13 protein-coding genes are annotated in these 13,907 nt (G+C 61.6%); 8 read left to right on the forward strand and 5 right to left on the reverse strand.

Going from position 1 to position 13,907, the window contains the following annotated elements:
- The first annotated feature begins 382 nt into the window (after window positions 1-382).
- The 4 genes from BLL36_RS03100 to BLL36_RS03115 are packed head-to-tail and all read left to right on the forward strand — an operon-like array spanning window position 383 to window position 3,090.
- Window positions 383-673 carry a hypothetical protein gene (locus BLL36_RS03100; protein WP_076949998.1) on the forward strand — a complete coding sequence of 97 codons (291 nt, stop codon included), beginning with the start codon at window positions 383-385 and terminating at the stop codon, window positions 671-673.
- A complete protein-coding gene (locus BLL36_RS03105; protein ID WP_076949999.1) occupies window positions 673-1,533 on the forward strand; it encodes a DUF72 domain-containing protein in 861 nt (286 codons plus the stop codon). The genes BLL36_RS03100 and BLL36_RS03105 overlap by 1 nt, the downstream gene beginning before the upstream one ends.
- A gap of 27 nt (window positions 1,534-1,560) precedes the next feature.
- Window positions 1,561-2,388 carry an isocitrate lyase/PEP mutase family protein gene (locus BLL36_RS03110; RefSeq protein WP_076950000.1) on the forward strand — a complete coding sequence of 276 codons (828 nt, stop codon included), beginning with the start codon at window positions 1,561-1,563 and terminating at the stop codon, window positions 2,386-2,388.
- A gap of 3 nt (window positions 2,389-2,391) precedes the next feature.
- Window positions 2,392-3,090, forward strand: coding sequence for an extensin-like domain-containing protein (locus BLL36_RS03115; protein ID WP_076950001.1), 699 nt, complete (start codon window positions 2,392-2,394; stop codon window positions 3,088-3,090).
- Between the two features lie 3 nt (window positions 3,091-3,093).
- Here BLL36_RS03115 and BLL36_RS03120 read toward each other — a convergent pair whose 3' ends face one another.
- The gene (locus BLL36_RS03120) at window positions 3,094-3,714 is read right to left on the reverse strand and encodes an energy transducer TonB (protein WP_076950002.1); all 621 of its coding nucleotides are present in this window, start codon (window positions 3,712-3,714) and stop codon (window positions 3,094-3,096) included.
- Between the two features lie 96 nt (window positions 3,715-3,810).
- Here BLL36_RS03120 and BLL36_RS03125 point away from each other — a divergent pair, with 96 nt between their 5' ends.
- The gene (locus tag BLL36_RS03125) at window positions 3,811-4,593 is read left to right on the forward strand and encodes a class I SAM-dependent methyltransferase (protein ID WP_076950003.1); all 783 of its coding nucleotides are present in this window, start codon (window positions 3,811-3,813) and stop codon (window positions 4,591-4,593) included.
- A 214-nt stretch (window positions 4,594-4,807) separates the two neighbouring features.
- Here the strand turns inward: BLL36_RS03125 and BLL36_RS03130 are convergent, their stop codons facing one another.
- Window positions 4,808-5,443, reverse strand: a complete 636-nt coding sequence (locus BLL36_RS03130; protein WP_076950004.1) for a TetR/AcrR family transcriptional regulator — start codon at window positions 5,441-5,443, stop codon at window positions 4,808-4,810.
- A gap of 93 nt (window positions 5,444-5,536) precedes the next feature.
- Here BLL36_RS03130 and BLL36_RS03135 point away from each other — a divergent pair, with 93 nt between their 5' ends.
- The 3 genes from BLL36_RS03135 to BLL36_RS03145 all read left to right on the forward strand — a co-directional run bounded on the left by BLL36_RS03135 (window position 5,537) and on the right by BLL36_RS03145 (window position 10,067).
- Window positions 5,537-6,637, forward strand: a complete 1,101-nt coding sequence (locus BLL36_RS03135; protein WP_076950005.1) for an efflux RND transporter periplasmic adaptor subunit — start codon at window positions 5,537-5,539, stop codon at window positions 6,635-6,637.
- A 6-nt stretch (window positions 6,638-6,643) separates the two neighbouring features.
- Entirely contained in the window at window positions 6,644-9,709 is a 3,066-nt protein-coding gene (locus tag BLL36_RS03140; protein WP_076950006.1) for an efflux RND transporter permease subunit, read from the forward strand.
- Window positions 9,710-9,863: 154 nt separating this feature from the next.
- Entirely contained in the window at window positions 9,864-10,067 is a 204-nt protein-coding gene (locus BLL36_RS03145) for a hypothetical protein (protein WP_076950007.1), read from the forward strand.
- Between the two features lie 66 nt (window positions 10,068-10,133).
- Here the strand turns inward: BLL36_RS03145 and BLL36_RS03150 are convergent, their stop codons facing one another.
- Genes BLL36_RS03150 through plsB form a run of 3 tightly spaced genes read right to left on the reverse strand, consistent with a single transcriptional unit; the run spans window position 10,134 to window position 13,835 of the window.
- Entirely contained in the window at window positions 10,134-10,823 is a 690-nt protein-coding gene (locus BLL36_RS03150) for a DUF4197 domain-containing protein (RefSeq protein WP_076950008.1), read from the reverse strand.
- 39 nt (window positions 10,824-10,862) lie between these two features.
- Entirely contained in the window at window positions 10,863-11,264 is a 402-nt protein-coding gene (locus BLL36_RS03155; protein ID WP_076950009.1) for a YbaY family lipoprotein, read from the reverse strand.
- Window positions 11,265-11,315: 51 nt separating this feature from the next.
- Window positions 11,316-13,835: a glycerol-3-phosphate 1-O-acyltransferase PlsB gene (plsB, locus tag BLL36_RS03160; RefSeq protein ID WP_076950010.1), complete on the reverse strand. Its 2,520-nt coding sequence runs from the start codon at window positions 13,833-13,835 to the stop codon at window positions 11,316-11,318.
- Window positions 13,836-13,907: the final 72 nt, after the last annotated feature.

Below are 13,907 nucleotides of genomic sequence, written 5' to 3' on the forward strand. Positions count from 1 at the left end.
AATACTCATCAAGGGCCGAGCGTGTACCCGCGCTCACAAGGAGCCCGGATACATTAGCGCAAGCCTGATTTACCGTTCATCGTGACTGGATAGCAAAAGGTGGGCTGACCATACATTTGGTTACTTTGGGGCTCTTTTCCAAAGTGACCCGCTGTAAAAGCGGAACCAATAGTCGCCGTTACCGCAGAAATGGATATGTACTCATAAAGCCCCAACGACCTGGTCGGCCCGAAGGCCGCCACGGCAGCAAGTTGCACCAATCGTCAGAATCTGCCCCCGTTTTTAAACCTTTTTCAAATTATGTGTTCTAGTTATCACCAGAGCATTTGCGCGCAACGGAAGTCGCCACTAAAATGCCATCACTGATACCGAGTTCGCATATATGCGTATAGATGGATTTTCCTCACCGTCCTACCCCGTCAAGCGTAAGCCGCGAAAGGCCAACGTCACGGTAGACGAGTCCGTCGAGGATTCGCCGGACTTCATCGAAGTCCAATCCGAGGCGCAGGCCAACACTCAAGCACGTATCAGCGGTCTTCCCGCCCGTCAGCAAGACATGGTCTTCCCGCGCTCAATGAGCAAAAGCGTCGCCACCGCCCTGGCCAGCTATCTGACCACCGCCGGTTTTGTCGAATGGGATATGGAAGTGCTGGGTCTCGACATCCACATCTGATGCGTCTGCCTTACTACCTCGGTTGCCCGTCCTGGAGCGAAAACGCCTGGCGCGAATACCTGTACCCGGCCGATGCGCGTTCCACCGATTACCTCGCGCTGTATTCCCAAGTCTTCAATGCCGTTGAAGGCAACACCACGTTTTATGCCAGACCCTCGGCCGCCACTGTGCAGCGCTGGGCCGAGATCATGCCTGCCGATTTTCGCTTCACCGCCAAGTTTCCCGGCGATATCAGCCACAGCGGCAACCTGATTGAACAATTGCCGGCTGCCGAGAGCTTCGTCGGGCTGATGAGCCCTCTGGGTGAGCGGGTTTCGCCGCTCTGGCTGCAACTGCCCGCGACGTTCACGGCGCAGCGCCTGGGCGAGTTGGCAGGCTTCATCGATGGGGTCGAGCGTCCTATGGCCGTCGAAGTGCGGCATTCGGAATTCTTCGCCAAGGGCGATGCCGAACGCAGGCTCAACCGTTTGTTGCGTGACCGTGGCGTCGAGCGGATTTGCCTGGATCCACGTGCCTTGTTCAGTTGCACCTCCACCTCGCCGGCTGTGCTGCATGCGCAGTCAAGAAAGCCCAAGGTGCCAACCCGTCCGGCCGCGCTGACGCAGTTTCCCCAAGTGCGTTTTATCGGCCATCCCGACTTGGAAGCCAACGACCCGTTCCTCAAGTCCTGGGTCGAAAAGGTCGCAGGGTGGATCGAAGAAGGCCGCACCCCTTACGTGTTCCTGCACACCTCGGACAACCGCCTCGCCGCGCAACTGGCCCTGCGTTTCCACGATCAATTGATGGCACGCCTGCCTGGCCTGCCGCCACTGCCAACCCTGGATCGAGCTCCCGTAGCGGAGCAACTGGGGTTACTCTAGGGCTCCTTTTCCGCCCAGGAGCCCGACATGGATGCCCAAACCCTTCGCGCCGACACCTTCAAGGCCTTGCATGAACGCGGCCGTGCATTCGTGATGCCCAACCCGTGGGACGCAGGCTCCGCCGTGATGCTGGCCAGCCTGGGTTTTGAAGCATTGGCCACCACCAGTGCGGGCTACGCGTTCAGCTTGGCGCGGCCCGATGCGGAGGGGGCGTTGTCCCTGGAAGACACGTTGCTCAATGCCGGCATGATCGCCCAGGCCACTGCGTTGCCGGTGGCCGCCGACCTGGAAAACGGTTTCAGCGACACACCCGAAGGCTGCGCCCGGACCATCCTGCGTGCCGCTGCCAGCGGTATCGTCGGGGGCTCCATCGAAGATGCCACAGGCATTGCCGCCGAGCCGATCTATCCTTTCGAGCTGTCCGTCGAGCGCGTGGAAGCCGCCGTTGCCGCCGCCCGCAGCCTGCCATTCACCTTTACATTGACGGCCCGCGCGGAAAATCTCCTGCATGGGCGCCTGGATTTGCCGGACACCATCCGCCGGCTGCAAGCCTACGCCGAGGCCGGGGCCGACGTGTTGTATGCGCCGGGCCTGAGCACTGCCGAGGAGGTGCTCGCAGTGGTCAAGGCGGTGGCGCCCAAGCCGGTGAATGTGTTGATGTCCGGCGGCTTGAACCTCAGCGTCGCGCAGCTCAGCGCGATGGGCGTACGGCGGATCAGCGTCGGCTCGGCGCTGGCATTGGCCGCCTATGGTGAGTTCTACCGCGCGGCCCGGGAAATGTATGAGCTGGGCACATTCACGTTTACCGAGCGCAAGATGCCGTTCAGTCAGGCCAACCAGTTCTTCAAGGGGTAGGCGGTGCGTTTCTTCAACACGGTTGGCGTGCTGCTGATCCTGGTGGGTGCTTTTGCCGTTGGCGTCTGGCGCGGCTGGGTGCCGCTGCCTGCGCAGTGGAACCCGTGGGCGCCGCTTGATGTACGCGCCAACCCGAATCTGCTGACGCGCTATAAGCTGGGGCGCCTGCAGGACGACCCGGCACTGTGCGACCAGGTGCTGAAAACATCGGGCCTGCGCGTCAGCCACCAGGCCGATTCGCCTGCCGATACCGCTTGCCCGCTGCGCAACACCTTGCGCGTACAGGGCGCGGCGGTTGGGCTAAGCAGCAGCTTTCTCGCCAGTTGCCCGCTGGCGGTGGCCTTCGCCTTGTTTGAGCGCCACAGCCTGCAACCGGCGGCCCAGACGATCTTCGGCCAGGCGGTAACGCGGGTCGATCACCTCGGCAGCTTTGCCTGCCGCAATATGTATAACCGTGCCGACGGGCGACTCAGCCAGCATGCCTCGGCGAATGCGTTGGACATCGCCGGTTTCCGCCTGGCGGATGGGCGCAGCATCAGTGTGCTCAAGGATTGGCCGGGGGAGGGCGATAATGCACGGTTCCTGCGCCGGGTACGCGAGGGAGCCTGCGACAATTTCAACGTGGTGCTGGGTCCCGACTACAACGCGGCGCACCGCAATCACTTTCATCTGGACATGGGGCGTTGGTGGGTGTGTCGCTGAGGTTCAAGCGGCCAGGCGCAGGTTGTGAGCGACCAGCGGGCGTGCCCAGTAGCAATCGAAGTCCAGCGCCTTTTGTTGCGCGATCAGCTCTTCGGTCGAGTACGGCGTGGCGGCGGGAGGCAGCAGGTCCAACTCGAATTCGGCGATGGGCAGGTGCAATGGGCGTGGCTGCGGCGCCGGACCCGGTTCTGGCAATGGAAGGCCGGCGGTCAGTACGATCGGCCGTACCCAGCCGCTTTCGAAGTCCTGCTGGTGTTGCTGGGCGACGATTTCTTCTGCCGGGAACGGCGTGGCGGCTGGCGGCAGCAGTTCGGTCTCGAACTCGGCGATTGGCAGGAACAACGGCTCCGGCGGGGCGATCTCGGTATCTTTTACGTCGCACTCACGCTGGGTGAGGATCTGCGACAGCAGGTCGGCGCCTTCGCTGGGTTCTACTGCCGGGTCCACCGCAGCCGGTGCTCGAACCGTGAGCGCGTCCGGCGTATCGCCGAGCTGCTCGGCCAATGCCCGGGCGAAGAAGTCCTGCCACACATGACTCACCCCGGCCAGCGCTTGAGTATTGCGCAGGCCGTAGTGGTTGTGGGTCGGCAGTACACCGATGGTTAGGGGGAGAATGTCTGACATTTTTCTCGGTCGACGCTCAGCTCTGGCAAAATACCTGACTGTTGTTTTTATCGGCCGGTATTGGCCGATCCTTAATATTTTTGAGCGTAGCGATTGATGAGCGAACAACCAGCGGCCAGCCGCATCCAGGTCGAGGCTTTGGGCGAAGGGTTCAAGCACCGTGCCGAGCAATGGGCGCAGCAGCTTGGCTTGCCGTTAGCGGTAGCGGATGCGGAGTTTTCCTTGCAGGTTGGCGAACATGGGCTGCAATTGCAGCAGCTCGGGCCGGATGCGCCAGGGCCCGTGCGTGTGGACTTTGTCGAAGGCGGCGCGGCGCATCGACGCCTTTATGGCGGCGGCAGCGGGCAGATGATCGCCAAGGCCGTGGGCATCGCCCAAGGCGTGCGCCCACGGGTGCTTGATGCAACGGCCGGCCTGGGCAAGGACGCCTTTGTGCTGGCCAGCCTGGGCTGCGAGATGAGCCTGATCGAGCGCCAACCTCTGATCTGCGCCCTGCTCGAAGACGGCTTGGCGCGCGGTGCGCAGGATCGTGAGGTGGCGCCCATCGTCGCGCGCATGAAGTTGCTCAAGGGCAACTCCATCGACGTGATGCGCAGTTGGGAAGGCGAGCCGCCCCAGGTGATCTACCTCGACCCGATGTTCCCACACCGTGAGAAAACCGCCCTGGTGAAGAAGGAAATGCGTCTGTTCCGGCCGCTGGTCGGCGACGATCCGGATGCCCCCGCGCTGTTGGCCGCCGCCCTGGCCCTGGCCAGCCACCGCGTGGTGGTCAAGCGTCCACGCAAGGCGCCGTGCATTGAGGGGCCCAAGCCAAGCCATGCGCTGGATGGCAAGTCCAGCCGGTATGACATTTATCCCAGGAAAGCCCTCAAGCCTTGAGACTTCACTGGTCTTGAGAAGGCCTGGGTATCTGCACAACTTTCTGTAGTGAGCGGGCTTGTCCCGCGCTGGGTGGCGAAGCCGCCCCAAAACCAGACGCCTGAGTTCTGCCTGGAAGAATGCGCTGGCCGGATTAGGGCGGCTTCGCCCCCCAGCGCGGGACAAGCCCGCTCACTACAAATAATGTGTAGAGGCCTGGGCTCATCGCCGGGCTTCAAGGCCGATAAGCCCGCATAAACAACCCCACCACCTCCCGCACATGCTCCTCGGCGGCTTCTTCACTCAACTGCCCACCGCAGCCATATAACAAGCAGAAGTTCGCCGTGCCCTTGAGCAGGCAGAAGAAGTGCTCGGCCGCCGTAAACGGTTTGTCGATGCTCAACGCGCCGCTCTGGTCGATCTTGCCGAGCAGGCGCTCCATGCCCTGCAGCATGCGCATGGGCCCTGCCTCGAAGAAGATCTGCGAGAGTTTCACGTCCTGGTTGCCGGTGGTCATCATCAGGCGATGCAGGTTGACCGACTCTTCGCTGTTGATCAGGCGATGGAACCCCCGCGCGATATTCAACAACACAGTCTCTACGGGCATGCCCGCGGGCAGCTCGAAGTACATCACCGGCAGTTGCTCCTCACACTTGGCCACCACCGCAGCGGTAAACAGCGTCTCCTTGTCGTTGAAGTGGCTGTAGACCGTCAGTTTCGACACGCCGGCCTCCAGTGCTACGGCATCCATGCTCGTACTGGCGTAGCCATTGCTCAAAAAAAGAATTTTTGCGGCTTCGAGGATAGCCTGGCGTTTTGCCATGTCCTTGGGGCGCCCGGGGCTATTGGTGTTCACAGGATTGTCGGACATTTTCACCTTTAATACTGGACTGGTGAGTTTGGTATTAATAACATACCCGCCAGTATAATTATTCCTAGCTTCATTTGCGAAAGGTCCTACAGCATGCGCAGCACTTTCCTGCCCTTTGCGTTGCCTATCAGTCTGGTCTTCCTGCTGGCCGGTTGTGGCCATGAGGAAGCGGTCCAGACCGCCGTCCGCCCGGCAATGGTGGTGCAGCCACAGCCTTCTTCGCAGTCGATGGACAGCTATCCCGGCGAAGTGCGCGCCCGCTATGAGCCGGACCTGGCCTTTCGCATTGGCGGCAAGGTCAGCAAGCGCCTGGTGGAGGAGGGCGAGCGGGTCAAGGCCAACCAGGCGCTGGCGGAACTCGACCCGCAGGATGTGCGCTTGCAACTGGAAGCAAGCCGCGCCCAGGTCGCCGCCGCCGAGGCCAACCTGAGCCTGGTGCGTGCCGAGCGCGACCGCTACAAGACCCTGATGGACCGTCAGATGGTCAGCCGTTCCCAGTACGACAATGCCGAAAACCTCTACCGGGCAGGTGTTGCACGCCTCAAGCAGATCAAGGCCGAGTTCGACGTGGCCGGCAACCAGGCGGGCTATGCCGTGCTGCGTGCGCCACAGGACGGGTTGGTGGCCAGGCGCGCGGTGGAGGTCGGCCAGGTGGTGTCCGCCGGCCAGACCGTGTTCACCCTGGCCACCGATGGCGAACGCGAAGTGCTGATCAGTCTGCCGGAACAGGGTTTTGGTCGCTTCAAGATCGGTCAGCCGGTATCGGTTGAACTCTGGAGCCAGCCCGACCAGCGCTTTGCCGGACGTATCCGTGAGCTGTCGCCGGCGGCCGACCCGAAATCGCGTACGTTTGCTGCGCGGGTGGCGTTCACCGGCGGCAAGGTCCCGGCTGAATTGGGCCAGAGCGCTCGCGTGTTCATACAGGCTGACGGTGTTATCCCGCTGTCAGTGCCGCTGTCCGCCGTCAGCGCCGAGAACGGTGCGTCCTATGTCTGGCGGGTGCAGCGAGGCAACACCCTCGAGCGCGTGCCGGTTCGTATCGGCGCCTTTGGTGAAAAAACCGTCCCGGTGCTCGAAGGCCTGGCCCCGACCGATTGGGTCATCGCCGCCGGCGTGCATGTGCTCCACGAGGGCCAGCAAGTGCGCCCGGTGGATCGCTCCAACCGTGTGGTGAATCTGGCGGCCAAGGAGTAGTCCCCGATGGGTTTCAATCTTTCCGAATGGGCGTTGCGTAATCGCCAGATCGTACTGTTCCTGATGATCCTGCTGGCAGTGGTCGGCACTTTGTCCTACTCCAAGCTGGGACAAAGTGAAGACCCGCCGTTCACCTTCAAGGCGATGGTGATCAAGACCAACTGGCCCGGCGCGACGGCCCAGGAAGTCTCGCGGCAAGTCACCGAACGCATCGAGAAAAAACTCATGGAGACCGGTGAGTACGAACGCATTGTCTCCTTCTCGCGCCCCGGTGAGTCCCAGGTCACTTTTATAGCGCGTGACGCCATGCATTCGGCGCAGATCCCCGAGTTGTGGTACCAGGTGCGCAAGAAGATCAGCGACATCCGCCAGACCCTGCCGCCGGATATCCAGGGGCCGTTTTTCAACGATGAATTCGGCACCACCTTTGGCAATATCTACGCCCTGACCGGCGATGGGTTCGACTACGCCGTGCTCAAGGACTACGCAGACCGCATCCAGATACAACTGCAGCGTGTAGCGGATGTGGGTAAGGTCGAGCTGCTCGGCCAGCAGGACGAAAAGATCTGGATCGAACTGTCCAACCTCAAACTCGCCACCCTCGGCTTGCCCTTGGCGGCGGTGCAACAGGCGCTGCAGGAACAGAATGCGGTCTCCACCGCCGGCTTCTTTGAAACGCCGAGCGAACGCGTGCAACTGCGGGTGTCGGGTAACTTCCAGACCGTCGAAGAAATCCGCGACTTCCCGTTACGCGTAGGTGACCGAACCTTGCGCATCGGCGATGTGGCCGAGATCCACCGTGGTTTCAATGACCCACCGGCACCGCGCATGCGCTTCATGGGGGCTGACGCCATTGGCCTGGCCGTGGCCATGCGTGACGGCGGTGACATTCTGGTCCTGGGCAAAGCGCTGGAGGGCGAGTTCGCACGCCTGCAGAAGAACCTTCCGGCGGGCATGGAGCTGCGCAAGGTGTCGGACCAACCGGCGGCGGTGAAAACCAGCGTCGGCGAATTCGTGCAGGTGTTGGCCGAAGCCTTGGCCATCGTGCTGCTGGTGAGTTTCTTCTCCCTCGGCGTTCGCACCGGCATGGTAGTGGCCCTGGCGATTCCGCTGGTGCTGGCGATGACGTTCGCCGCCATGTATTACTTCGGCATCGGCCTGCACAAGATCTCGCTCGGGGCCCTGGTGCTGGCGTTGGGCTTGCTGGTGGATGACGCCATCATCGCCGTGGAAATGATGGCGATCAAAATGGAGCAAGGTTACGACCGTCTCAAAGCCGCCAGCTTCGCCTGGACCAGCACCGCGTTCCCGATGCTCACGGGTACGCTGATCACGGCGGCGGGCTTCCTGCCGATTGCCACCGCGCAGTCGAGCACCGGCGAATACACCCGTTCGATTTTCCAAGTAGTGACCATTGCGTTGCTCGCTTCCTGGGTCGCCGCCGTGGTGTTCGTGCCTTACCTGGGGGAAAAACTCCTGCCGGACCTGGCGAAAATTCATGCAGCCAAGCATGGCACCGATGGCCCGGATCCCTACGGCACACCCTTCTACCAGCGCGTCAGACGTGTGGTGGAGTGGTGCGTGCGGCGGCGTAAAACCGTGATCGTGCTGACCTTGCTGCTGTTTATCGGCTCGGTCGCTCTGTTCCGTTTCGTGCCGCAGCAGTTCTTTCCGGCGTCCGGCCGTCTGGAGCTGATGGTTGACCTGAAGCTGGCCGAAGGCACCTCGTTGAGCAACACCGCCGAGCAGGTCAAGCGCCTGGAAGCGCTGCTCAAGGAGCACGCCGGCATCGACAACTACGTGGCCTATGTGGGCACCGGTTCGCCGCGCTTTTACTTGCCGCTGGACCAGCAGTTGCCGGCCGCCAGTTTTGCCCAGTTTGTCGTTGTGGCTAAAACCATCGAGGAACGTGAAACCCTGCGCACCTGGTTGATCGAAACCCTCAATGAACAATTCCCCGACCTGCGCTCAAGGGTCACGCGCCTGGAAAACGGCCCGCCCGTGGGCTACCCGGTGCAGTTTCGCGTGACCGGCGAGCATATCGAAGAGGTGCGTGCCCTCGCACGCAAAGTGGCGGCCAGGGTTCGCGAGAATACCCATGTGGTCAATGTGCACCTGGACTGGGAAGAGCCCAGCAAGATCGTCTATCTCAATATTGACCAGGACCGCGCCCGTGCCCTCGGCGTGAGCACGGCCGACCTGTCGAAATTCCTGCAGCGTTCGTTGACCGGCTCCAGCGTCAGTCAATACCGGGAGGACAACGAGTTGATCGAGATTCTCCTGCGCGGCACTGTGCAGGAACGTACCGAACTGTCATTGCTGCCCAGCCTGGCCGTGCCTACCGCCAACGGCAAGAGCGTAGCCTTGTCACAGATCGCCACCCTCGAATACGGCTTCGAAGAGGGCATTATCTGGCACCGCAACCGCCTGCCAACGGTGACCGTCCGCGCGGACATCTATGGCAAGGAGCAACCGGCGACGTTGGTCCAGCAGATCCTGCCGACCCTCGAAGGCGTGCGTGCCGAGCTGCCGGACGGTTACCTGCTGGATGTCGGCGGTACGGTCGAGGACTCCGCCCGTGGCCAGAACTCGGTCAAGGCCGGCGTGCCGCTGTTTATCGTGGTGGTGCTGACCCTGCTGATGCTGCAACTGCGCAGCTTCTCGCGCACGGCCATGGTGTTTCTGACCGCGCCGCTGGGGCTGATCGGTGTGACCTTGTTCCTGCTGGTATTCCGCCAGCCTTTCGGCTTCGTGGCGATGCTGGGCACCATCGCGCTGTCCGGCATGATCATGCGTAACTCGGTGATTCTGGTGGATCAGATCGAACAGGACATCAAGGCCGGCCTGGCACCCTGGCAAGCGATCATCGAAGCCACCGTTCGACGTTTCCGCCCGATTGTACTGACCGCCCTGGCGGCGGTGCTGGCCATGATCCCGCTGTCGCGCAGTGTGTTCTTCGGGCCAATGGCCGTGGCGATCATGGGCGGGTTGATTGTGGCGACGGCATTGACGCTGTTGTTTTTGCCGGCGTTGTACGCGGCATGGTTTCGGGTCAAACCCCAGGCCGTGTAAAAGTTTGTCGTAGGGGTTTTCACAAAGGGATTCAGAAGCCGGGAACGTTTGCTGGGCAAGGGCCACTCATGCATTACCTGATTGCCAGGTCTTTTGCCGGCAGGGCTTCACCCCTGTTGGTGGGAGCTTAAATCTGATGATTCAAGGAGTGTTTATGAAAATTGATATCAATGTCAGCGCTTCCCGGCCAGCCTGCAGCAGCAACCCCTGCGAGCCTGGCAAACCTGAACCGGCCAAGCCGAGCAACCCCTGCAAGGATGCGTGCAAGCCCGGCAAGAGCCTGGCGATAGGCTTCGGCGTCATGCCTTTGGGTGCGATCGCTTTTGGTGGTATCGGTCTTCTAGGGAAGATTTTCTAATTACACGAGGACTTCTTGGGGCCGGGCAAGCGAGCATCCCGCGCTTGCCCGGACTCATGCGTGGCTTTACAGGGCGCCGAAGACTTTCTTCGCCAGGCTGGTCGCGGCAGCCGCAGGGTTCTCGCGGATGGTTTCTTCCTGCTTGGCTATCATCTTGAACAACCCATCCAGCGCCTGTTCGGTCACGTAGTTTTCGACGTTGGCGCTCTTGGCGTCCAGCGCGCCAAAGGCTGCGGCCTTGCCGGCCAGGGCATTGTACTGCTGGGCGACACCCACCTTATCGGTAGCAGCCTTGACGATCGGCAGGAACTTGGCGCGGATCTGGTCGCGGCTGCTTTTGTTCAGGTACTGTGTGGCGGAGTCCTGACCACCACTGAGGATGCCCTTGGCGTCGGTCACGCTCATGTTCTTGACGGCGTTGACCAGGATCGGCTGAGCCTGGGTCACGGCGGTTTCGGCCGCCTTGTTCATGCTGGTTTCCAACTGCGTGACCTGGTCACCCATGCCGAACATTTTCAGCTTGTCGGCGACCTTTCCCAGTTTGCCAGGCAGGCCGATCTTCACCTCCGGGTTATTGCTGAAACCACCGGGAACGCCCAGTTGTTTCACGGCGATCTGCGCACCTTGGGTCAATGCGTCCTTGAGGCCGCCGCTGGCGTCGCCCTGGGACAGGCTGCTCAAGTCCAGGGCCATGGCGTTGGCGCCGAACAGCAGGCCGGCACACAGGGCAGTGAGACGAAGGGATTTACGGAGCATGGGTGCTTCCTTTTGCTATGGCTTATGTTCTAGAGGCTATCAATGGGTCACAGCGTCAACGCGCACGCGCAACGGTTGCGGATCCTGGCCGTTGAGCTGCACGGCGTGGCGTTCGGTGGTGATGAACATTAGCTTGCCATCCACCTCGATGCGAGCGCTCACCGAATAACGGTGGCCGGGTTTGATTTGGGCCGGGTCATAGCTCAGTTGAAACGGCAGCGGCACCTGGCCTTTGACCGGGCCTTTCTGCTCGGCCAGGGTGACGGCCGGGGCGTCCATCAGCGACACATCCTGCAGGCTGACGCTCAAGGTCGCGGTCGGCGGCAAGGCGATGCGTTGCAGATAAAACACTTCGCCTGCGAGGCTGGCCTTGGGGGTAGGGCTCATGGACTGGCAGGCTCCAAGCAGGGCGGTGAGGCCCAGGAGGATGATCTTTTTCATGGTGCAGCTCCTTTTCAACGGCGCCGGCATTTCACCGGCTCCGGTTTAAATCTAGCGGGTTTCCTCAGGATCGAGCGCTTGTGGTTCCACCGGCGCTTCGGCTGCACCATCTACACGATGCAGGGCTACCTGGCGGATCGACAGGCGAATCTCCGCCGGCAATACGCGCTTGGCGGCGCCTTCGGCCAGTTCGCCGAGCAGGTCGTGGTAGCTCAACTTGCCGGCCTCATCGCGGCGCAGCACATCTTGCTCCAGCAAGGTCTGGATGAAATGTCGGAAAAGGCTCTTGTCGAAGAACTCCGGGGCATTGAGGCCATGCAGGATCGACAGTCGCTGGGCCATGATCGTGCACAGGTCTTCCAGTTCCTCGGCGCTGATGCTGTTCTGGCCGCTGTTGAGCAGCAGCGAAATCGCCATGTAGAAGCGTTGCAGGGTCTGGGCGATGCTCTTGGAGAGCAACGTCAGCAATACGAAATGCCGCGAACTCGGCGCCGGGCGCAGGTAGACGTCTTTCTCGAAACGCAGCAGGCCTTGCTCGACAAACGCGTCCAGCCACTGGTCGATCACAGTGTCCAGCTCCTCCAGCGACCAACGGATAAACAGCTCCGATTGCAGATACGGATACAGCGCGTGGGTGTAGCGCAGGACCTGGTCGCGGCTCATCCGCGAGCTGCTCTGGAAGAAGCTCGCCAGCAATGCCGGCAGGGCAAAGATGTGCAGCACGTTATTGCGGTAGTAGGTCATCAGGACAGCGTTCTGCTCGTCCAGGTACAGAATCTTACCCAGGGCATCACTCTGTTCCGACAGCAGGTTCATGTCTTTCACATACTTGATCAGCGCCAGGCCATCGCCCTCGGGCAGGGTGGTATGGGGCGAATAAGGCACGCGACGCAGCAAGGCCAGGTACAGATCCAACTGGCGCGCCATGGCTTGTTCGTCCAGCGCCAGGCGCGTGGTGGACAGCAGCGCCAGCGCCACCAGGTTCACCGGGTTCACCGCCGCGGCTTCGTTCAAATGGCGCGCTACTTGTTCGCTGAGGCGGTGGGTGGTTGCGTTGAGCCAGGCCGGCTTGTAGTTCGGGCCCAGCTCCTGCGTGCGCCAGTCCGGTTGCTCGGCGTCGAGGAATTCGGCCAGCTTGATCGGCTCGCCGAAGTTGACCGCGACCTGGCCAAAGCGCTGCTTGAGCGCGCCGACCACTTTGAAAATATCGAAAATCGACTCTTTCTTCTTGCTCGCGCCGCGCAGCTCACCCAGGTAGGTGCGGCCTTCGAGCACGCGCTCATAGCCGATATACACCGGCACAAACACGATGGGCATGCGCGAGGAGCGCAAGAAACTGCGCAGCGTAATCGCGAGCATCCCGGTCTTCGGCTGCAGCATGCGCCCGGTGCGCGAGCGGCCGCCTTCGACGAAGTACTCCACCGGAAAGCCCTTGGTGAACAGGGTGTGCAGGTATTCATTGAACACCGAGGTGTACAACGGGTTGCCCTTGAAGGTGCGGCGCATGAAAAACGCACCACCACGGCGCAGCAGGCTGCCGATCACCGGCATGTTCAGGTTGATCCCGGCGGCGATATGCGGCGGCGTCAGGCCGTTCTTGAACAGCAGGTAGGACAGCAACAGATAGTCGATATGGCTGCGGTGGCAAGGCACATAGATCACCTCGTAACCCTGGGCAACCTTTTGCACACCTTCGATGTTGTTGACCTTGATGCCGTCGTAGATCTTGTTCCAGAACCAGCTCAGCACCACCTCCAGAAAGCGGATCGCCGTGTAGGTGTAGTCCGAAGCGATCTCGTTGCCGTAGCGCAGGGCCTGGGACTTGGCTTTCTCCGGGGAGATTTTCTCCCGCTCGGCTTCGTCCGCAATGGCCTGGCGCACCAGTGGCATGTTGACCAATCCCTTCACCAGGTTACGCCGGTGGGACAGGTCGGGGCCGATTACCGCGGTCTTCAGGTTACGAAAGTGCACACGCAGGATGCGTTGGGCCATGCGCACCGTACGTTCGTGGCCTTTATTGTGCTCGATCAATTCACGCAGGTTGATAGGCGCGGAGAATTGCACACGGGTCTTGCGCCCGAGGATCAGGATGCTCAACAACCGGCGCAGACGCCCGGTGACCGCCCAGCTATCGGCAAACAACAGCTTCCACGGGCTGGACTCGCTCTCGGGAGATTGCCCCCAGAACACGCTGACGGGAATGATTTGTGCATTCTCTTCGGCGTGCTCGGCAAGGGTGTTGACCAGACGGGTCAGGGTTGGCGGTGCGCCGCGCTTGTCCTGGCGGCCGAGCCAGTCCGGTTCCGGCGTGAGGTAGAAGAACGCCGCCGGTTCCATCAGCGGCCCTACCGATACCGGCAGCACCGGGCGCGGCAGGCCGGCCTTGGTGCACTCGGCGTCGACCACGGCCAACTCGCTGAGGGAGGGCGATTGCAGGACGTAGAACACCGGCCGGCTGCGGTCCAGGTTGAGGGTTAGGGACGACTGGTTGATCGTCTCTGAGCGAACCCAGAGGTACAACAGTCGGCGCAAGGTGCCAAACACTAGACGGCGGAACGGAGAGCGGGTCATAGGCGTGCTGCTTCAAGTGGAAAAAACCGAGCAGGCGCTCGGGCGCGTAGTGTGCCGTATTCGCCGAAAATC

Source organism: Pseudomonas cedrina subsp. cedrina, assembly GCF_001983175.1.
GTDB classification, from domain to species: domain Bacteria; phylum Pseudomonadota; class Gammaproteobacteria; order Pseudomonadales; family Pseudomonadaceae; genus Aquipseudomonas; species Aquipseudomonas cedrina.

What these genes read in the sequence shown, in the direction of transcription:
- BLL36_RS03105 (WP_076949999.1), top strand. Translation starts at nt 673, where the DNA reads ATGCGTCTGCCTTACTACCTCGGTTGCCCGTCCTGGAGCGAAAACGCC.
- BLL36_RS03125 (WP_076950003.1), top strand. Translation starts at nt 3,811, where the DNA reads ATGAGCGAACAACCAGCGGCCAGCCGCATCCAGGTCGAGGCTTTGGGC.
- plsB (WP_076950010.1), bottom strand. Translation starts at nt 13,835, where the DNA reads ATGACCCGCTCTCCGTTCCGCCGTCTAGTGTTTGGCACCTTGCGCCGA.
- BLL36_RS03145 (WP_076950007.1), top strand. Translation starts at nt 9,864, where the DNA reads ATGAAAATTGATATCAATGTCAGCGCTTCCCGGCCAGCCTGCAGCAGC.
- BLL36_RS03150 (WP_076950008.1), bottom strand. Translation starts at nt 10,823, where the DNA reads ATGCTCCGTAAATCCCTTCGTCTCACTGCCCTGTGTGCCGGCCTGCTG.
- BLL36_RS03140 (WP_076950006.1), top strand. Translation starts at nt 6,644, where the DNA reads ATGGGTTTCAATCTTTCCGAATGGGCGTTGCGTAATCGCCAGATCGTA.
- BLL36_RS03120 (WP_076950002.1), bottom strand. Translation starts at nt 3,714, where the DNA reads ATGTCAGACATTCTCCCCCTAACCATCGGTGTACTGCCGACCCACAAC.
- BLL36_RS03110 (WP_076950000.1), top strand. Translation starts at nt 1,561, where the DNA reads ATGGATGCCCAAACCCTTCGCGCCGACACCTTCAAGGCCTTGCATGAA.
- BLL36_RS03155 (WP_076950009.1), bottom strand. Translation starts at nt 11,264, where the DNA reads ATGAAAAAGATCATCCTCCTGGGCCTCACCGCCCTGCTTGGAGCCTGC.
- BLL36_RS03130 (WP_076950004.1), bottom strand. Translation starts at nt 5,443, where the DNA reads ATGTCCGACAATCCTGTGAACACCAATAGCCCCGGGCGCCCCAAGGAC.
- BLL36_RS03135 (WP_076950005.1), top strand. Translation starts at nt 5,537, where the DNA reads ATGCGCAGCACTTTCCTGCCCTTTGCGTTGCCTATCAGTCTGGTCTTC.
- BLL36_RS03100 (WP_076949998.1), top strand. Translation starts at nt 383, where the DNA reads ATGCGTATAGATGGATTTTCCTCACCGTCCTACCCCGTCAAGCGTAAG.